This window comes from Legionella hackeliae, from assembly GCF_000953655.1.
Classification (GTDB): domain Bacteria; phylum Pseudomonadota; class Gammaproteobacteria; order Legionellales; family Legionellaceae; genus Tatlockia; species Tatlockia hackeliae.
This window is the reverse complement of sequence record NZ_LN681225.1, coordinates 219,786-237,325: the sequence shown is the minus strand read 5'-3', so window position 1 is coordinate 237,325 and position 17,540 is coordinate 219,786. Positions and strand designations below refer to the sequence as shown.

The window sequence follows — 17,540 nt, the reverse complement described above, 5'->3', positions numbered from 1 at the left end:
ACTAAATATTTAAAAAAAACTCGTGAGTGCAGAGATTGTAGGCCAAAATGATAGCGACCGCAGTGAAATAATAGCAAAGTATAGATTTAACGACTCTTCTGCCACTTAGTCGACTCCTCAACCTGGTACTCCAGAAACTCAGTTTTCTTCTTCTCGTAACCATGACCAGAAAGCGATTTAAAAAAATTAAAAACTCTTCGCTCATCATTTTCGATGGTGGCATGTTCTTTGGGCGACCCATTAGATGGATAAAGTAGTTCACCCCCTACTCCAAAATGGCAACAACCTCTTTTATAATTTGCACGAAAAGCAGCAATCAATGCCTGTATCTCATCTGGTAACCCTAACTGACTTTTGGATAAAATTTGTAAATGACTTGCCGCTCTCGCTAAGGCTTTTGTTGAGGGATATCCAGGATTCACTGCTTGAGGCAAGAAACAAAGACGACTGGATCTGATACTGTTGCAATATTTATTGAGTCCTTTTATCAAATTTCTTATTTTATCTTCTTGTTTATCCATCCTTAAATAAACGCAATGTCTATAAAGCAATTGTGAATATTCCATCACACTCCTCGCCGTATTTTTTCCCAATACCTGCTTAATGATGGATGATTTTAGAATGTCGATAACCGATAACAAACTATTCTGCTCTTGGAGAGAATACCTCCGAAATTTTTTTTCGTTGGTAAAATAAATTTTAAAATCAAACAAAGCAGCGATTAACTCCATCGCCATATTCTCAAGAGTATTCGCTGCCCATGATCGTCGGTTATTTAATTTCGTCTGTTGACTCACTGTTTCTTGAAAAATGGGCAATACCTTCTCCAAGACAAACTTTGTGCTTACCCTGAAGTAATGCGCATCGATTTCATCACTAAAATGGTAAGTTGCTGTACTATCACCTAGCGATTTTAAGTACATTAAAAATCGAGCTATTTCACCTTCTTTGATAGCGTCAATTGCAAAAAACATCGTTTTACCATTCATATTACCAAATTGGCATTTGACAGGTTTACTATGAACTCTTGCCAGTTTCAGTAATGTCTCTACAAAAGTATTGGTATAAGATGCGTTGATTGGGTTATTCAATAAAAAACGTGTCAGTTTCTCCAGAAATTCATCATAGGTTGAATTGATTGTTCTTTCTAAAATTTTAATCTCCTGGTTTCCTATCGAAACGCCTTAACAAGCTATCAATTACAATAATAATTCTTTTGAATAGTCGTCAAGTTACTATTTTTCTAGAAATACTAATCGTTGAAGGCGGTTGTTATCCCATGCAAAGTCATGCACTATAAGAAATTCCCACAGGAAGTCACCCTTATAATGATAAATGCCAACAAAAAATTAGGTGTTCTTCTGTATCCTCGCGTACAACCGATGGATGTAATAGGTCCTTGGGAAGTATTTGCCACCTGGAAAAATATTCTGGGCGGACCCTTAGACATGTATCTGGTTGCAGAAACTATGGACTTAGTCCAAGGTGAAAATGGCATCGTATTAAAACCTCATTGCGAGTTCTCAAACGCGCCTCAATTTGATTTTTTATTAATTCCTGGCGGTCCTGGCCGTCGTGAACAAATCTTCAATAAGACCACAATTCATTTTATTAGCCATCAAGCAGTATTCTGCGAATATGTCTTATCAGTTTGCACCGGTGCCTTTTTGCTAAACGCAGCCAAATTGTTGCAAGACAAACAAGCAACAACCTATTGGCGAGCTCTTGATGAGTTAAGGTTAAATGACGATGTGGACGTCGTTGAGGAAAGAATTGTAAAGTCGGGAAATATCTGGACTGCCGGAGGCGTATCAAGTGGTATCGACTTAGCGCTCGCGTTCATTAATGAAATAGCAGGCTCTGAGACTGCCTGCAAGGTCCAAGTCTTGTTTGAGTATTTTCCAAGTAACACGATTTATTGCCACAAAGCCAGGACTCTAGAGCTTCCTCCTTACACAGCGGATGGGCTAAAAAAAGAAGAAACCTTGCCTGATTATGTAAAAAAAATAATGAAGCAAATAGGGTAGTTACATAACTAAGTAATGCAGTATTAAACCAATTCCATAGGCAAGTACTGCCGTAATTACGCCTATAATGAAAGTTTCAATCCCTGAATTTAGCCAGGATTTCGACGACCAATGACTTTTGATTGAGCCAATAATAAAGAAGGTAATCCCTGTACCAATATTAGACCAAAAAAAAGCGTTGGACATATTAAACACATAAGGAAATAGGGGAATTAAACCGAAAATTAGAAATGCTAAAAAAGTATAGCAGGCTGATTTTAAAGGGGTTCGAATTAACAATGGTAAACCATATTCTTCTTGTAGCATGGTTTTAACCCATAGCGATTTATTAGACGTAATTTCATTAACCACCATATCTAAAGCATCCCCTTTTAAGCCTTTATTTTGAAAGATCTGCCTAATTTCCTCTCTTTCACCTTCAGGAATAATATCAATATGTTTTTCTTCAATTGCTTTGAGTTTATGATACTGCTCCATTTCAGCCTTGGTGCCCAAGTAATTGCTTGCTGCCATTGAAAATCCGTCAGCAAGTAAGTTGGCAAAACCTAAAATTAATATAACCACAGAAGATAACTGACCACCAACAACTCCGGAAACGATTGCAAACGTGGTAACAGCACCATCAATTCCACCATAAATCCAATCACGTAAATAACTTGGCGAAGGAACCGCTTCAAACCGCTCTATAATCTCAGCCTTTGAATGACCATGTTCTAATTTTTTCATGAAAATTAAAATTAAATTTCGACAAGCACTTAAATTGACATAATCACTGATAATTTCATAGAGGCATGGCAAAAGACTGTTCAATAAAAAGCCAGACTCTTAAGTAAATCTTAAGTTTCCTTTGTTACTCTATTCCACAATTTACGAGTACTGACAACAATGAGGGCTTAATATGCTATATGTTATCGTAAACTTACCACCCCGTGTGAGATTCAATCCTTTCCTCACCTCCACACTTTTCGATGTTTTCCAACAAGTAAAAAATCAAGCCAAGCAAGAACATTCCTCTTATATCACTTATGGAACTAAGCTTGAGCAAGTTAATGAGCATATTAGCGGTATCTCCAATCATCCTTCTCGCATTCTTGTTTTGCAAATGCAGATCAATAATCGCTATGAGATACCAGGGGAGCCAATGAACTTTATTAAGGCTGTTAAAAAAGCAGATTTTCACCTTGGTGCTTTCCACAAAGAGATTGCACTAGCACTACCAATAGTTAAAAAACCAGTTACAGTCTCTGTTCCTAGAGAACCATTAAAATCAGTTAGTCCCAAACTACCCGATCATCCTATTAAAAAAATTATTCAAAATCATCCTGGATTGCAAATGCCTTCAGGCGTACAAAAACTTCCTGAGAATCTTCAGAAGGTTATTCAGTCGAAATCTGAGTTTCTCAGTAAATATAAATCTTCTCCACCGCTAAAAAAACCAAGTGTTGAGCAAATTAAACAAATCCCAAAACCTGTCGTACTACCTCAAATACCAAAGCCAGCACCCGTAGTACAACCTAGACCGCTAGCTCCACGTCCACCAGTAGTAGCACCAATACCTCCTGTTGCTGTTCCACCACGACCTCAAGTCGAGGAAGACAATCGAGTTAATCTTCCTGAAATACCGGTACAAGCGCTGCCCATTCCTCCACAGCCTCAACCGTTAGTGGATAACGTAAACAGACTAGATCCTGAAATACCTGAGGAAGCACTTCCCGTTCCACCAGGTCGCCTAGGGCATGTGCCTTATCCTGCACGAACGCTAGCGCAAGCTGCTAAAAAAGTGGCGGATGAACATGCTGATGAGCTACCTGTAGAATTCATGGATCCAATTACGATGGAGCCTTTAACCGACCCCATAGAAATCAATCGACGCGTCTATGATCGTGATACCGCCGAAGGCTTGATAAAACAGGGACAGTTTCAGGATCCTTTCACCCGTGAAGCCATTGACCCAGCTACAGCAAAGCCCGCGCATTACATGTTAGAAGCCATGTCAGAGCATTTAGCAGTTATGAAAAAAGAGGAGCCTAAATTGCCTGCGCTTCATAAGGACACCACCTGTATTCCTTTAAAAGCGCTATTTGAACAATGGGAAGAGATGTTAAAAATGCCTGTACCCGCTGTATAATCCTTGCTAAGTTTAAGGCATGGATTTCAACCATGTCTTAAACTTATGTTCTACTGCTATTCAAATTATGTCTACACTCTAAATTAGTGGAGAGCGTTATGACTCCTCTAACCCTAATTTAACTAAATAAAGTGATCCTATGAAAGAAAACTTTGTCCAAACCAGTGATTTCGGACTTCTCTTCACGAAAGACTTTTTTGAATTCTGTCTTAGAAGACAATTGAATGATCCAGAGCTAACCGTGACAGACGTTAGTTATATACCCTCTACCAGCGAAAAAATGGCACTTGAATTAAAACACCCGAAAAAAGGCGACCATCCGATTGGTGTACAGCGATATAATCTGTCTATTGTTAAACAGCATAAAAAAGAAACTCTCTCTTTGATTGTTAAATCAAAAATTGGCGAGCAACAATATTTGCAAGCTATTACTCAAGCCTTTGAAAAATGCGGCATTATCACCTCCATACCCTTGCTAGAGTATATGTCTCAACTTGAATTCATGTATGTCAATAGCAAGGAAATTGCTGTTTACGACATGCAAAAAGAACATTTGCCGTTTCGTAAATTCATGCCAACTTGTTATGGGTATTATCTGGATGAAGAACACCAGATCTGCGTGCTCATGCTGCATTATCTTTCTGATGATTATTTATCGTTAGACCCTTTCGATGTTGAAAAATGGAACCAAGAAGCCATTGATTATTTCATCGATACGATTAGTCAATTACACGCTGTTTGGTATGACAACGTCACTGAGCTTTCTAAAATTTCTTACCTACAAAACGTTTTAGATGCTAGCAAAATGCAAGCATTTCTACCCTATTGGCAGGCATTGGCAAAGGCAGTAGAGACTGCAGACCTGTCTTTTTTGCAAGATACCGATCATGCCTTCCACTATCAATTAATCAATGACATTCCTAAATGGCGACCACACATTGATCGGATGAAAAAAACTTTAGTGCAAAATGACTGTGTTCCTAAAAATGTCGGTCTTAAGCTTCATGATAACGTGAAAGAAGTCTATATTTTTGATTGGGAAATCACGACAATCCATATTCCTCAAAGAGATTCAGTGGAGTTTTTAGCTTACGTGCTTCCTGGTTCTTTTGATAATGATTTGCTTAACCACTACATAAACCGCCATCGCCAATCACTGGCACTCCATAGTCAAGAAAATATTGATAAGGAGGAATGGCGTCTTGGTTTTCTCTATAGTGCCTACGATTATTTAATTCAACGTGTTTTCCCACAGCTTGTTTTTGAAAAATTGGAAGCACGGAATATTGAAAAAATATATAAAAATACTCGAAGAATAATCAAGCTTTTATCCTGACAGGAGAATAATGTGACTCATGTACGCGTAATTTTGCCTGGATATAATACGAAGGTTTTAAATATGGCGATGTTAAAACCTTATAGTAGTCCTGAATTGGAATTTAGCATTGCTTATGTTGATTTGCCTGTCGATGCTGTCCGCCATGAGTTTGACATGGCGTTACTCGCCCCAGGCTTAATAAAACAAGCGATGTTAGCCGAAAAAGAAAATGTTTCTGCTATCGTTATTGATTTAATGGCAGAAATTGCACTCGCGGCCCTGCGCGAAGCAGTTTCTATCCCTGTCGTAAGCTTGCCTGAAACTACGATGCATGTTGCAGCGATGATGGGACGGAAATTTGCAATAATCAATACTACAGACGAGTTGACCGCTATTCAGGAAAATTTGGCAAGAAACTACGGCCTTTGGGAACATTTGGCATGTGTTCAAGGTATTCAACTCGATCCTCATGCCGACTATTCCTCGGAGGAAACAATTGCCTCACTCATTGAGCAATGTGCTGATGCTGTCATAAAAAAAGAAGCCGACACCCTTATTTTTGGCTCAGGACGACTGATTGCTTATCGTGACAAAATTAATAACGGATTAAGTGAACTCGGTATTCATGTCACAATTATCGAGCCACTCCCTACCGGAATTTATTTTGCAAAATTTCTGGCCGATGCAAAAATAAGCCATAGCAAACGAGTGTTTCGCTCGCCTGACGAAAATACATTAAAAATTTACCAACAAATTCTTAACAGTTTTGACTCGCCTAAGTAATTTCTTTATTCACCCGCTTGACGACATTCATTTTGTGCATTTTCCTGGCAAAGTTGTACACAATTTTGGTTGTCATTACTTTCGCATTTTTCAATACAGGGCTTAAGAATTCTTTGTATACAATCATCTTGCGCATTGACCTCTTCCTGCATACTCGGGCCATCAGCAGTGGCTGCCTGTGCAGGAATAAGAAATAAGAATAACAGCGTGGAAAAAATAATTTTATACATGATGTGCTTTCCTTTTCTCTTATTATGTTAACTCTAGCATAGTCTTTAATGCGATTGCGGAATCAGAAAAAGAAGATGTAAATTATGTCTGGGTAAAAAATTTGTTTCTTTAATTTGAAACTGGGTATCGGAAATTTTCTTAACATTCTTACCGCAAAAACTCACCAAATTATTTTTATTATCCTTGTCTATCGTCAACGTAAAATCACCTATAGGTCCAGCCCAATTCGCACCTGTTTTAAGAATATAAGACAGCCTCTTTTCGCCATAGTAGGGTATGCCTTCTTTAATTCTGGTGGCAAGCTTCTTTTGCAATGCATCACTCACACAATATTTTTTAATAAAATCTAAGTACCATTTCTCGTGAAGTGCGTAAGGTAAACCTATGCTAGTTCCTACCGATAAACCCACGACCGGTTGATATTCATGCTCAATAACAAGGGTTTTCCTCGGTGGAAAAACCTGCTCCCAGGTGTACGTTGTTTTTAATGTCCAGGCAGGTTGGGCTTCTTTTTTCATACCTTGACCAGCATCGTATTCTTCAGTCCAAATTAGACCAAGAGCTTCCAGTTTTGGCCACTTTGCTTCTGGGAATTTTTGTAAGGCGTCCTTGGTTTTACTGTAATAGGGCGACAATGGAATTTTATTTTTTAGTAAAAAATCAGTTTGATCTTTGTTTTTGGCGATAGCCTGTTGATGAATAGACATGTTAATCGCCTGCCCATTTACACGAGTAATAAAACCAACCGGGTTGGCAGGGTCATCAACCGGTAATATAGAAAAACGCTTATCATAACGATAACTTTCAATGTCAGGTAAGGGAAAAGCAATCATCACCTTCACAGGCTTATCTGACTTATTGAAAAACCTATAACGCACCTGCACTTTCTTTGGTGAAAGATAAAGTTCTTCGGATTGCATTTGGATAACAGGGTTTTTGACAAAAATTAATCCACCTGCTGCCAATTCAGCAGAAGAGTCATTAGCAAAAACCAAAAAGGGAGAGAAGAGAGCAATCAACATTAAAATTTTTATTGTTTTCATGTTTTTACCGTCATTTTTATTCATCGATAAAGCCTAATTCCACTAAAAGACAAGGGCCTTTGGCAATAACATTGATACCGTTTTTATTACAGTCATGGATGGCTTTCTCACTCTCAGCCCCTGGTTGCATCCAAATATTTTTAATGCCCTTTTTAATTGCTTCCTCAACAACCCTTTCAGTAACAGCAGCAGGTGTAATGATAGAGATACTTTCTACATCGGAGGGTAGTTGGGTGACTGTCTCGACAGAAGCTATACCCTCAACAATGGATTCCCTAGGATTAATTGGGTAGGCTGTTTTGCCATGCTGCAAATAACAACGCAGCACTTTATTACCAAATTTATGACGTCGGCCTGAGGCACCAACTACACCAAAGGCTTTTGATGATAAAAACTGGTTAATTTGTGCCTCTAAATTCATGGGCATAATGAGATCCCTTCACGTAATTATTTGATCTAGCATAACATAGATAAACTATAAGCCTCTTTGGAAACAATTTTTAAACCAAAGGTTATAATTTTTGCGCACCTATTGTATAGTATTGAACTTTCTGTTCATAAATGAGTTTAAAATGAAATCTATTATCACAGGGTTACTTAAAAATTTGAAAGATATTGAGAGTTTTTTAGACGGCAGCCAACTTGAAAGAGCTAGACTTGTGCATCAAAGCGTGGCAAAAGCTCTTCAAGAACTCAATGCATGTTCTCTATTTATTGAAGATAAAGAACTTTACAATGAATTGAATGAGAGATTTGTCGAAGTTTCGATGAAAGTTTGCTTTGCAATCACTTACTCGCTAATTGATGCTTACAGTAAAGCTGATACGGCTAATAATTTCGTTGAAGCCAAAAGGTTATTAAAACAGATTGAATCAGAAAAAGAATTCATGTGCCAGGAATATCAAAATGCTGTTAATGAAGGGAGAGCAGAAACTCCAGCTTTTATTGATTTCCCAAAAGACTATTACTATTTATCTCGCTACAGTGATGATGCACTCATTGCACCAATATTTAATAATTTCGCGAAAGCACTTGACTTCAGTGGCATGCTCAAAGAATTTGGCCTAAGCCGATCTTCATCTGTTTTTTTTCCAACTTCTTCTGCTAAAGGTGAGATCACAAAACCTCAGAAAAACAACTTCGTTTTCCAATAAATTCCACATGCCTCGGCCTGCCCGAGGCACGTCGTGAGTGAACAAGCACACATAACAAGGTTGGAAGGAACTCTATTCATAATCTACGGTCTTGGTGACTTAATGATCAACAGATTTTTGCTCTATTTCTTATCTACGTCTATGCTTTTGAAGAGTATAATGGACTATTTTTAACCAACTTTTCGATATTCATGGAGGAATAATCATGTCTAAGTTTTTTGTCATCGCGATACTCTTAATGAGCTGGGCCTTTGCCCCTAATGCACTTTCGCGTCAATCCGGTGGCTCGGGCGAAGACCTTAAAGGAGTTTGTGAATTATCGGGAGGGCGTTGGGTTGGTTCTGAAGGCGGTAACTGGGCCTGCTGTTGGGCTGACTGGGGTTGCTATGGTTGTGTTGATAGCGTTTGTAAAATGAAATGTGATACACAACGATGCAAGAAAGCAAATGGCATGGCACGTCCTAGTAGCACTGATTTAATTATCATTAAAGGATTAGCACCTGCTAATAGCAAATCGCCAATAGTACCTAAGAAAAATGCTGCAACAACCAACGATTCATCCTCACAAACCATGCAAAAAAATCAGTAATCCTTATTCCTAATGCTAGTTTTCGCTAGCATTAGGTTTTACAGCTAACTGTTGGGTCTTTCTTCGTTTGTAGAGGAAGTAGATAATTCCAAAACATATAACGAGCAGTCCTGCTGACCACCAGGGTCGAATCGCAAACCAGGCAAGTGCAGTAACAAGAGTCCAAAGTACAAAACCACAGATAAATGCAATAAGTCCAGTACCAAAACCAGCAATAGATCCTAAAATAGGAATCACATCGGCCAACACGACAATAGGTTTCAAAAGCAACGAAAAACCTACAACTAGCATTAGCAGGGTGACACCGCGTAATAACCAGGTAATCAGCCGATTTTCGGTGAGTGCATCCTGAATCATTTGCTCAGGAGATTGTTGACCTGAAACTAATAACAAAACCGGCTGACCCGCTTTTGCCATATAAGCTTGTAAGGTATTGCCTGTTTGCTGCCCAATAACACTCACTGTTTGCGGCAATGTTGCAATCAAAGAAACACGAATATCACCTATTTCCGGGTTTTGATAATCTTTGCCGCCGTAAAGTTGATTATTAATATAGCGCACGGGTTTATTGATTTTATTTTGTAATGACGCTGTATTTACCTTTTCTAAATCCACAGATTGAGTATCACTAATCTGTGTCACTAAATCGAAAGGAAGTAAAAAGTCACCTATCGTGACTTTCTCGGCATACCATTGTTTCGATTCGATAGGCATCGCTGCAGGGTTTTCATGACCTGCCTGATCTTTATATCCGCTGCTATCCAGTAAACGCGTTGTCCAGACTTTCTTATAAGAATAGGTCGTGACTTGCTTCTCCGAGCCGCCTAATTGGGATTCAGTTTTTGTTTCCTGATTTTGCTTCCATTGATACATTTCCACTTTTCGATGCAGACCAATTGCATTTTGCGAAACTCCTAATGCAGGGTCGGTCAGTATATCTTTAGTCGTTGCCAAACCACTTAGATAAACCACATGGAGATTATTTTTAGGATCAATGGGAGAATTGGGCACGGAGATTAAACTACGCTGTGCTTCTACTAGAGATTCCGCGGTATGTAACCCATGGCGTTCATTCCAAAAAGCAAGAACGATAGCCCCGATAATTAATACAATGCCGCCTAAAATACCAATAAAAGCATCCTTGATTCGGCTTCCCCAGGACTTAGTGACAATTTCCTCTGACATATTCCCTGCTCCTAATGATAAGCGTTTGGGGCAACATCATCCGTAAATGACGATAGTAAGGCAAGAAATATGCCTGGAAGTTCATTCTATGGCAAGTTACTGCAGGGGAGTCCGTAGTAACTTAAAAGTGAGTTTCTACGCGCGTGTATGCATCAGAACATTCCATTACCATTCGCTGCTTCAGCAGGAATACTTTGAATCGCATCCCAATGCTCAACAATTTTATTATTTTGTAAACGGAAAATATCGACATTGGCTTGCCCACGCGTATCAGGTTCTTTCATGGAATGGACATGCAAAATAACATAATCCCCACTTGAAAAGACTCGTTTAATTTCACTATGAGATTGTGGATAGGTCGTTTTGAGATACTCAATAAATTGTTTAAAACCCTCAATGCCATCTTGAGCTAAGGGATTATGCTGAATGTACCAAGGACCTAAATACGCTTCAGCGGCATTAAAATCTTTATCATTAATCGCTTTTTGATAAAACTCAGTGACCACACGTTTGTTTAACTCTTCAGTAGTCTCATCCTTGGCAAAGCTTGTCGTTACTTCCAACAATAAAGCAACCGCTAAAATAGATAACCCTATTTTTTTCATTTTCATCTCCTTATTAATTCAATAAAATTGATTGTAATTCACCCAAAGAAAGAAAAAAGCGCAATTTTTTTAATCAAATAATCAGTTTTTTCGATATATTGGATTTTTTAATATGACAAAAATTACATTAGAACAGTGGCGAGTTTTACAGACAGTCGTCGATGAGGGCAGCTTTGCAAGGGCGGCGGAAAAACTCCATAAAAGCCAATCGAGCATTAGTTAAACTCTTGCTAAACTGCAAGATATGTTAGGGCTGACATTATTGCGCATTGATGGGCGTAAAGCCGTACTTACAGAACATGGCAAACACATTTTAAATCTCTCACGACAAATAACTCGTGCCATTAAAAAAGTGGAGATGGCCGCTCAACAGTTAACGTCGATTTACGAACCTGTTCTCCGATTAGCAGTCGATGAAATTTTTCAAGCGACACTTTTAGTGGATGTGCTGCATCAGTTTGCTACTGAAAATCAGCAGACTCGCTTGATTGTGACGCAAGGTCTACTATCAGGTCCTAGCGAGTTATTACTCAATGGCGATGCAGAGTTAGCTATCGTGTCGAAAATTCCTGAGGGATACTTAGGAGAAAAATTGCTGGATATTCAATCAGTTCCTTATACACACGTTGACAGCCCCTTGCACCAAAAAGAATTAGCGCTCGATGACCTCCTTGACGAACATTTTATTATTGCTCAAGACTCGGGTACAAAAAACAAACGAAATGAGGGTTGGTTAGGTTCTCAGTTTCATTGGAAGGTTAGCACCATAGAAATGAAAATTCAGTGTGTGGCACGTGGTATTGGCTTTTCATGGTTGCCTAGACAGTTAGTAGAAAATCGTAACCTGCCGATTAAGCAAATCCGATTAGAGCACAACAATGTACGCACTTATCCTCTTTATCTAGTCCATCATAATCCTCAAGAAATAGGACCTGCGGCCAATCAGCTTATGAGTCTTTTTTCAAGGCATTGTCATAAGAGATAATTTTGCAATTATTATTTTTTAAAATGCTCAATAAAATATTCGTCAGACCTTTTTATAACCACTATGGCTTTCTATACTTAAGAAAGGGCTATTAGTTGGTTTTGAGATTAAGAAGTTATTCTCTGAAAAAAATCACTTCTTAAAAAGATAAAAGTGCTTTGCTCTTGTCGCAGCGACGCATACCGGTATAATCATTCGCAACCAACGCGCGAAATGAGGGATTAACATGATTGCAAAAACACCATTGCATGCTACGCATGTAGCACTAGGCGCCAAAATGGTCGATTTCCATGGCTGGGATATGCCATTACATTATGGCTCGCAACTGGACGAACATAATCAAGTACGCCAACACGCCGGGGTATTTGATGTTTCTCACATGACTATTGTTGACATTTTAGGGGCTGGCGGTCGGCAATTCTTGCGTAGATTATTAACGAATGATGTCGATCAGTTGGAGCATACCGGTCGCGCACTTTATAGCTGCATGTGTAATGAACATGGCGGTATCATTGACGATTTAATCGTTTATCAACGTTCTCCAGATAACTACCGATTAGTGCTAAATTCAGCCACCCGCGAACGTGATTTGGCATGGATTCGTGAGAAAAGTGAAGGTTTCGCCGTAGGGCTCCAGGAGCGTCATGATATGGCAATGCTTGCTGTCCAGGGCCCTAAAGCCATTGCAACAACAATGAGTCTTATTACCCCAGCTCAAATAGATGCTGTCACTACCTTGACCTATTTTGAATGTGTTGATGTGGAGCATTGGTTTTTTGCTCGTACAGGTTACACTGGAGAGGACGGTCTTGAAATTATTATGCCTAAAGAGGAAATCGTTTCATTTTGGTCCTCTTTACTACAAGCAGGCGTAAAACCTTGCGGATTGGCTGCACGAGATACCTTGCGTCTTGAAGCAGGAATGTTGCTTTATGGTCAGGATATGGATGAATCAATCACGCCACTCGAATCAGGTTTAGAATGGACGGTAAAATGGCAACCCGAAGATAGAGATTTTATTGGCATGGGCGCCCTTCTGTCGCAAAAACAGCATGGCGTTAAACGCAAATTAGTTGGCCTCATTTTACAGGATAAGGGAATTATGCGCTCTGGACAAAGAGTCATTGTTGAAGGACATCCAGATGGCATTATTACCAGTGGCAGTTATTCTCCTACTAGAAATGAATCCATTGCACTAGCTCGTGTCCCAATGGCAACGGGCGAGGAAGTGTTGGTGGACATTCGTGGCAAATTAATTCCAGCAAAAGTAGGTAAGCCAAGATTTGTTAAACGCGGAAAAGCATTATAACTATAGTGTTGACAGCAACTAATAAAAATTAAAAAGAGAGATAGAAATGACCGATTTAAAATTTACAAAAACACATGAATGGTTAAGAGTAGACGGCTCTGAGTATACAGTAGGAATCACAGAGCATGCCCAAGAATTATTAGGCGATATGGTATTTGTTGAATTGCCTGAGGAAGGTGATGAAGTAAATGCCGGTGATGAAATTGGCGTGGTTGAATCTGTGAAAGCAGCTTCTGATTTTTATGCACCTATTAGTGGAACGATTGTAGCCATTAATCAGGACGTTAGCGAAAATCCTGCTTTGGTCAATAAAGAGCCTTACGGCGCTGGATGGTTAGTGAAAATCAGAGCAAAAAACCCTGATGAAATAAACACATTATTAAGTAACGAGGAATACCAAAGCGAAATTAAAGAGGATCATTAACAATGCCTTATATCCCACACACAAAAGAAGATATCGATGCAATGTTAGCTCGTATCGGTATTAAGAAAACACAAGATTTGTTTGATGAAATACCATCGTCTTTATTGTATGGCGAACTTAAAAATATTCCTGAAGGTCTTTCCGAAATGGCCATGTTGCAAAATGCGCAGCATATGGCTAATCAAAACCAGAATGGGGTATGTTTTATAGGCGCAGGTAGCTATGAACATCATATTCCGGCTGCGGTGTGGGATATTACCTCTCGTGGCGAGTTTTTAACGGCTTATACGCCTTATCAGGCAGAGGCTAGCCAGGGCACGTTGCAACTTCTTTATGAATTCCAAACCATGATTGCAGAGATAACTGGAATGGACGTCGCAAATGCCTCGATGTATGACGGTGCTTCTGCTTTAGCTGAAGCAGTACTCATGGCAGTACGACTTAACAAACGCAGCGAAAGCAATCGCGTATTAGTTGCTGGCACTGTTCATCCGTTTTATCGTGAAACTCTAGAAACCATTGTACGTACGCAACACATTGAAGTTATCACCTTGCCTTTTGATGAACAACAAGGGATTACAGCACTATCGGCCCTCGATAAGTATAAGGGTGAAGACATTACCGCATTGGTTATTGCACAACCTAACTTCTTTGGCTGTCTTGAACTTGTGGATGAGCTAACCGATTGGGCGCAAACGAATAACACGATTAGTATCGCTTGTGTTAATCCAATTTCTTTAGGTCTTTTAAAACCACCCGGACAATGGGGCAGCAAGGGGGTCGATATTGCATGCGGGGAAGGACAACCTTTTGGTTCTCCCTTGGCTTCAGGGGGTCCTTATTTTGGTTTTTTTAGTACGCGCATGGAGCATGTCCGCCAAATGCCGGGACGTCTAATTGGCCGTACGGTTGATAAAGATGGAAAAACAGGATTTACCCTCACTTTACAAGCGCGTGAGCAACATATTCGACGAGGAAAAGCGACGTCAAATATCTGCACTAACCAAGGCTTATTAGTGACTGCAGCAACCATTCATATGAGTTTACTGGGGGCAGAGGGTCTGCAGCGAGTGGCTTATCAATGCTATGCCAATACCCAAAAGCTTGCAGATGAATTGACTAGAATTGAAGGGGTAGAAACTGTTTTTTCATCACCCTGCTTCCATGAAAGACTTTTGCGATTCAATCAACCCGTTGATGAGGTTTTAGCAAGATTACGAGATGTAGGCATTATTGGTGGGTATTCAATAGAGTCTCACTATCCGCAATTCGCAAATACTGTTCTTGTGTGTGCAACTGAAATGCGTACCCCTGAGGAAATCACTCATTATGCTAATTCACTGCAGTCAATTATGACTAAGCGAGGCATTTAATGTTTATAGTACAGTTATTTTATAAAACTCCGATTAGTGAGGTGGATAAGTATCTACAAGCTCATAGGGAGTTTCTTGACTACTACTACAAAAAGGGATTATTGGTAGCGTCAGGTCCTATGAAGCCCAGAACTGGGGGCATCATTATCGCGGCAACTAGTGATAGAGAGCACTTGGAGTCAATACTTAAACGTGATCCTTATTATCTCGCTGAAATCACTGACTATCAGATTATTGAGTTTACTCCGGTGAAACACTGCGAGGAACTCAAGGATCTCATTCAGAAAACGGAAGGCAAATTATGTTGATTTTTAATCGTTCAAAAGCAACTCGAAAAGCAACGGCACAAATGCCTGAAAAGCCAGCAGAACAGGTCGCAATTCCTGCGCATTTCTTGCGTAAAACACCTCCACGTTTGCCTGCTTGCTCAGAATTACAGGTGATTCGTCATTTTACAGGTTTGTCGCAATTGAATTACTCAATTGATACTAACTTTTATCCATTGGGTTCCTGCACCATGAAATATAATCCTCGTGGTGTTCATAAAGCAGCGTCCAAGCCTGAATTTATTAATCGACATCCTCTTGCTCCTGAAAAAGCAAGCCAGGGATTTCTGCGAATTCTGCATGAACTACAAAGCTATATTGCTGAAATCACAGGCATGTCTGGTGTTTCTTTGACTCCTATGGCTGGTTCACAAGGTGAGTTTGCTGGCGTCGCCATGATTAAAGCCTATCACCAATCCCGAGGCGATACGGCACGTGATGAAATTTTAATTCCAGATGCAGCCCATGGTACTAATCCAGCTTCAGCTGTCATGTGCGGATTTAAAGTTGTTGAGCTTACGACTGCCAAGGATGGTGATATTGATCTGGAAGAGCTACGAAGCAAAGTAGGCCCTAAAACTGCAGGTATTATGTTGACTAACCCTTCAACCTTGGGGTTATTCATGCGTCAAATTAAGCAAATTGCCGAAATTGTGCATCAAGCTGGCGGTCTTCTTTATTATGACGGTGCCAACCTCAATGCCATTTTAGGTAAAGTACGACCTGGTGATATGGGTTTTGATGTTATGCATTTGAATTTACACAAAACCTTTGCAACACCTCATGGCGGCGGTGGTCCGGGTGCAGGTCCTGTTGCTGTGGGCAAGCGCTTGCTTCCTTATCTACCACTTCCTAATGTCATTAAAGAAGATAACTACCGTTGGGCAACCCGCAGTGATTATCCGCAAAGTATTGGTCGTTTATCATGCTTTATGGGAAATGCAGGTATTTTATTACGTGCTTATTTTTATATCCGTGTTTTGGGCAAAGAAGGTTTATTACGTGTATCAGAATTTGCCACACTCAACGCAAACTATTTGCTCACTGAATTAAAAAGAGCGGGGTTTAGTCCTGCATACCCTGAAAGACGAGCAACCCACGAGTTTATTTTGACATTAAGTCAAGAGAAGAAACTTTATGGAATCTCGGCGATGGATTTAGCGAAGCGTTTATTAGATTATGGTTTTCATGCGCCAACGACTTATTTTCCGTTACTGGTCCCTGAATGCCTGCTTATAGAACCAACAGAGACTGAATCTAAAGAAGAGTTGGATGGATTTATCAGTGCGATGCAAGCCATTCATCATGAAGCCGAAACAAATCCAGCTCTGCTAAAAGATGCACCGCACACGCTCCCTGTGAAACGGCTGGATGATGTAAAGGCGGCCAGAGAGCTTGATTTAAATTATTACAGTCATCACGAATGATTGATTTACTTGTATGGATATATTGTCAATTTCAGTTTTATATCCATGCAAGTTTTTCTTGCTAATTTCAAATTCCAACTCAGTCCTATTTCCTTCAATGAATAACGTCCTATTGCTTGCAATGGGAGCCAAATGAGAATGGCTTTTAAATAGATAAGATCTTGTTTTAAAAAACACAGAAAATACTTTGCGTTAACAAAAAAATAAGTTATAACAGTTTTACCTGTATCAAGGATTGACGGGTATGAGGGGTCAGCCCCAAAAGCTGATAGGAAATCTTTTTTCATGGAGCGAAAGGTGAATAGTAAGGTATTTTCACAACGATTTAATCGTGAGTTGTCTTTGCTTGGTTTTCCTGAGGAATTAGCTGAGAAAACCAAAGCGGTTTCTAAAGTGTTTGGCGTTACCCGCCATTTAGCCAATGCAATGATTTTTGGTCATTTGCTACCTTCTTCGGAGCAGCTGGATAAAATAGCGGAAGTTTTGGAAGTTTGTCCTCAATGGCTAAGTGGTATTACCGATCGAAAAAAAGCTTATCCTGGACGTGAAACTACAGAAAGCGTGTAGTCTTGCTCTAATTAGGTTATAATTGGGTAATAAAAATAGAAACTCGTGATATCCAGTTATATCACG

Annotated in this window: 21 protein-coding genes; 14 read left to right on the top strand and 7 right to left on the bottom strand. The window is 39.7% G+C overall.

Annotation, left to right across the window (positions count from 1 at the left end; translation table 11 throughout):
• Positions 1 to 86 precede the first annotated feature (86 nt).
• Complete coding sequence (locus LHA_RS01100) at positions 87 to 1,091, bottom strand: hypothetical protein (protein WP_045104906.1); 1,005 nt, start codon at positions 1,089 to 1,091, stop codon at positions 87 to 89.
• Positions 1,092 to 1,328: 237 nt separating this feature from the next.
• Between LHA_RS01100 and LHA_RS01095 the strand changes: the two genes are divergently transcribed.
• On the top strand, positions 1,329 to 2,027 hold the full coding sequence (locus LHA_RS01095; protein WP_045104905.1) for a DJ-1/PfpI family protein: 699 nt from the start codon (positions 1,329 to 1,331) through the stop codon (positions 2,025 to 2,027).
• Here LHA_RS01095 and LHA_RS01090 read toward each other — a convergent pair whose 3' ends face one another.
• On the bottom strand, positions 2,028 to 2,753 hold the full coding sequence (locus tag LHA_RS01090) for a VIT1/CCC1 transporter family protein (protein ID WP_045107321.1): 726 nt from the start codon (positions 2,751 to 2,753) through the stop codon (positions 2,028 to 2,030). It lies immediately after the preceding gene.
• 172 nt (positions 2,754 to 2,925) lie between these two features.
• On the opposite strand from LHA_RS01090, the gene LHA_RS01085 reads away from it, so the two are divergent.
• The 3 genes from LHA_RS01085 to LHA_RS01075 all read left to right on the top strand — a co-directional run bounded on the left by LHA_RS01085 (position 2,926) and on the right by LHA_RS01075 (position 6,256).
• A complete protein-coding gene (locus tag LHA_RS01085; protein WP_045104904.1) occupies positions 2,926 to 4,155 on the top strand; it encodes a U-box domain-containing protein in 1,230 nt (409 codons plus the stop codon).
• A gap of 139 nt (positions 4,156 to 4,294) precedes the next feature.
• The gene (locus LHA_RS01080) at positions 4,295 to 5,491 is read left to right on the top strand and encodes a hypothetical protein (RefSeq protein ID WP_045104903.1); all 1,197 of its coding nucleotides are present in this window, start codon (positions 4,295 to 4,297) and stop codon (positions 5,489 to 5,491) included.
• A 12-nt stretch (positions 5,492 to 5,503) separates the two neighbouring features.
• The gene (locus tag LHA_RS01075; protein WP_045104902.1) at positions 5,504 to 6,256 is read left to right on the top strand and encodes an aspartate/glutamate racemase family protein; all 753 of its coding nucleotides are present in this window, start codon (positions 5,504 to 5,506) and stop codon (positions 6,254 to 6,256) included.
• A 5-nt stretch (positions 6,257 to 6,261) separates the two neighbouring features.
• Here the strand turns inward: LHA_RS01075 and LHA_RS01070 are convergent, their stop codons facing one another.
• Genes LHA_RS01070 through LHA_RS01060 form a run of 3 tightly spaced genes read right to left on the bottom strand, consistent with a single transcriptional unit; the run spans position 6,262 to position 7,957 of the window.
• On the bottom strand, positions 6,262 to 6,486 hold the full coding sequence (locus LHA_RS01070) for a hypothetical protein (RefSeq protein WP_052673544.1): 225 nt from the start codon (positions 6,484 to 6,486) through the stop codon (positions 6,262 to 6,264).
• A gap of 45 nt (positions 6,487 to 6,531) precedes the next feature.
• Positions 6,532 to 7,554 carry a DUF4424 domain-containing protein gene (locus LHA_RS01065; RefSeq protein ID WP_045104901.1) on the bottom strand — a complete coding sequence of 341 codons (1,023 nt, stop codon included), beginning with the start codon at positions 7,552 to 7,554 and terminating at the stop codon, positions 6,532 to 6,534.
• Complete coding sequence (locus LHA_RS01060; RefSeq protein WP_197541147.1) at positions 7,547 to 7,957, bottom strand: CoA-binding protein; 411 nt, start codon at positions 7,955 to 7,957, stop codon at positions 7,547 to 7,549. Before LHA_RS01060 ends, LHA_RS01065 begins: the two co-directional genes overlap by 8 nt.
• A gap of 145 nt (positions 7,958 to 8,102) precedes the next feature.
• Here LHA_RS01060 and LHA_RS01055 point away from each other — a divergent pair, with 145 nt between their 5' ends.
• Together LHA_RS01055 and LHA_RS01050 are read left to right on the top strand one after the other, a co-directional pair.
• Positions 8,103 to 8,684, top strand: a complete 582-nt coding sequence (locus LHA_RS01055; RefSeq protein ID WP_045104900.1) for a hypothetical protein — start codon at positions 8,103 to 8,105, stop codon at positions 8,682 to 8,684.
• 205 nt (positions 8,685 to 8,889) lie between these two features.
• Positions 8,890 to 9,273 carry a hypothetical protein gene (locus LHA_RS01050; RefSeq protein WP_052673543.1) on the top strand — a complete coding sequence of 128 codons (384 nt, stop codon included), beginning with the start codon at positions 8,890 to 8,892 and terminating at the stop codon, positions 9,271 to 9,273.
• Positions 9,274 to 9,288: 15 nt separating this feature from the next.
• Here LHA_RS01050 and LHA_RS01045 read toward each other — a convergent pair whose 3' ends face one another.
• Positions 9,289 to 10,458 (bottom strand): TMEM43 family protein, encoded by a 1,170-nt coding sequence (locus LHA_RS01045; protein ID WP_045104899.1) that lies wholly within the window; start codon positions 10,456 to 10,458, stop codon positions 9,289 to 9,291.
• A 152-nt stretch (positions 10,459 to 10,610) separates the two neighbouring features.
• Complete coding sequence (locus LHA_RS01040; protein WP_045104898.1) at positions 10,611 to 11,063, bottom strand: nuclear transport factor 2 family protein; 453 nt, start codon at positions 11,061 to 11,063, stop codon at positions 10,611 to 10,613.
• Positions 11,064 to 11,175: 112 nt separating this feature from the next.
• Here LHA_RS01040 and LHA_RS17210 point away from each other — a divergent pair, with 112 nt between their 5' ends.
• The 8 genes from LHA_RS17210 (at position 11,176) to LHA_RS01000 (ending at position 17,474) form a co-directional block, all read left to right on the top strand.
• A complete protein-coding gene (locus LHA_RS17210; RefSeq protein ID WP_231861960.1) occupies positions 11,176 to 11,286 on the top strand; it encodes a LysR family transcriptional regulator in 111 nt (36 codons plus the stop codon).
• Between the two features lie 21 nt (positions 11,287 to 11,307).
• A complete protein-coding gene (locus LHA_RS01035) occupies positions 11,308 to 12,048 on the top strand; it encodes a LysR family transcriptional regulator (protein WP_231861959.1) in 741 nt (246 codons plus the stop codon).
• A gap of 226 nt (positions 12,049 to 12,274) precedes the next feature.
• Entirely contained in the window at positions 12,275 to 13,357 is a 1,083-nt protein-coding gene (gene gcvT, locus LHA_RS01030) for a glycine cleavage system aminomethyltransferase GcvT (protein WP_045104897.1), read from the top strand.
• A gap of 46 nt (positions 13,358 to 13,403) precedes the next feature.
• Complete coding sequence (gene gcvH / locus LHA_RS01025; protein ID WP_045104896.1) at positions 13,404 to 13,781, top strand: glycine cleavage system protein GcvH; 378 nt, start codon at positions 13,404 to 13,406, stop codon at positions 13,779 to 13,781.
• Between the two features lie 2 nt (positions 13,782 to 13,783).
• Positions 13,784 to 15,154, top strand: coding sequence for an aminomethyl-transferring glycine dehydrogenase subunit GcvPA (gene gcvPA, locus LHA_RS01020; protein WP_045104895.1), 1,371 nt, complete (start codon positions 13,784 to 13,786; stop codon positions 15,152 to 15,154).
• Positions 15,154 to 15,462, top strand: a complete 309-nt coding sequence (locus tag LHA_RS01015) for a YciI family protein (protein ID WP_045104894.1) — start codon at positions 15,154 to 15,156, stop codon at positions 15,460 to 15,462. Before gcvPA ends, LHA_RS01015 begins: the two co-directional genes overlap by 1 nt.
• Positions 15,456 to 16,907, top strand: a complete 1,452-nt coding sequence (gcvPB, locus tag LHA_RS01010) for an aminomethyl-transferring glycine dehydrogenase subunit GcvPB (protein ID WP_045104893.1) — start codon at positions 15,456 to 15,458, stop codon at positions 16,905 to 16,907. Before LHA_RS01015 ends, gcvPB begins: the two co-directional genes overlap by 7 nt.
• 297 nt (positions 16,908 to 17,204) lie before the next feature.
• The gene (locus LHA_RS01000; protein ID WP_045107317.1) at positions 17,205 to 17,474 is read left to right on the top strand and encodes a hypothetical protein; all 270 of its coding nucleotides are present in this window, start codon (positions 17,205 to 17,207) and stop codon (positions 17,472 to 17,474) included.
• Positions 17,475 to 17,540 lie beyond the last annotated feature (66 nt).

Bases quoted from the DNA above. Each gene is read 5' to 3' on its own strand.
- LHA_RS01050 (WP_052673543.1), top strand. From the start codon at position 8,890: ATGTCTAAGTTTTTTGTCATCGCGATACTCTTAATGAGCTGGGCCTTT.
- LHA_RS01035 (WP_231861959.1), top strand. From the start codon at position 11,308: ATGTTAGGGCTGACATTATTGCGCATTGATGGGCGTAAAGCCGTACTT.
- LHA_RS01080 (WP_045104903.1), top strand. From the start codon at position 4,295: ATGAAAGAAAACTTTGTCCAAACCAGTGATTTCGGACTTCTCTTCACG.
- LHA_RS01015 (WP_045104894.1), top strand. From the start codon at position 15,154: ATGTTTATAGTACAGTTATTTTATAAAACTCCGATTAGTGAGGTGGAT.
- gcvPA (WP_045104895.1), top strand. From the start codon at position 13,784: ATGCCTTATATCCCACACACAAAAGAAGATATCGATGCAATGTTAGCT.
- LHA_RS01070 (WP_052673544.1), bottom strand. From the start codon at position 6,486: ATGTATAAAATTATTTTTTCCACGCTGTTATTCTTATTTCTTATTCCT.
- LHA_RS01040 (WP_045104898.1), bottom strand. From the start codon at position 11,063: ATGAAAAAAATAGGGTTATCTATTTTAGCGGTTGCTTTATTGTTGGAA.
- LHA_RS01065 (WP_045104901.1), bottom strand. From the start codon at position 7,554: ATGAATAAAAATGACGGTAAAAACATGAAAACAATAAAAATTTTAATG.
- LHA_RS01045 (WP_045104899.1), bottom strand. From the start codon at position 10,458: ATGTCAGAGGAAATTGTCACTAAGTCCTGGGGAAGCCGAATCAAGGAT.
- LHA_RS01090 (WP_045107321.1), bottom strand. From the start codon at position 2,753: ATGAAAAAATTAGAACATGGTCATTCAAAGGCTGAGATTATAGAGCGG.
- LHA_RS01055 (WP_045104900.1), top strand. From the start codon at position 8,103: ATGAAATCTATTATCACAGGGTTACTTAAAAATTTGAAAGATATTGAG.
- LHA_RS01095 (WP_045104905.1), top strand. From the start codon at position 1,329: ATGATAAATGCCAACAAAAAATTAGGTGTTCTTCTGTATCCTCGCGTA.
- gcvH (WP_045104896.1), top strand. From the start codon at position 13,404: ATGACCGATTTAAAATTTACAAAAACACATGAATGGTTAAGAGTAGAC.
- gcvT (WP_045104897.1), top strand. From the start codon at position 12,275: ATGATTGCAAAAACACCATTGCATGCTACGCATGTAGCACTAGGCGCC.
- LHA_RS01085 (WP_045104904.1), top strand. From the start codon at position 2,926: ATGCTATATGTTATCGTAAACTTACCACCCCGTGTGAGATTCAATCCT.
- LHA_RS17210 (WP_231861960.1), top strand. From the start codon at position 11,176: ATGACAAAAATTACATTAGAACAGTGGCGAGTTTTACAGACAGTCGTC.
- LHA_RS01060 (WP_197541147.1), bottom strand. From the start codon at position 7,957: ATGCCCATGAATTTAGAGGCACAAATTAACCAGTTTTTATCATCAAAA.
- gcvPB (WP_045104893.1), top strand. From the start codon at position 15,456: ATGTTGATTTTTAATCGTTCAAAAGCAACTCGAAAAGCAACGGCACAA.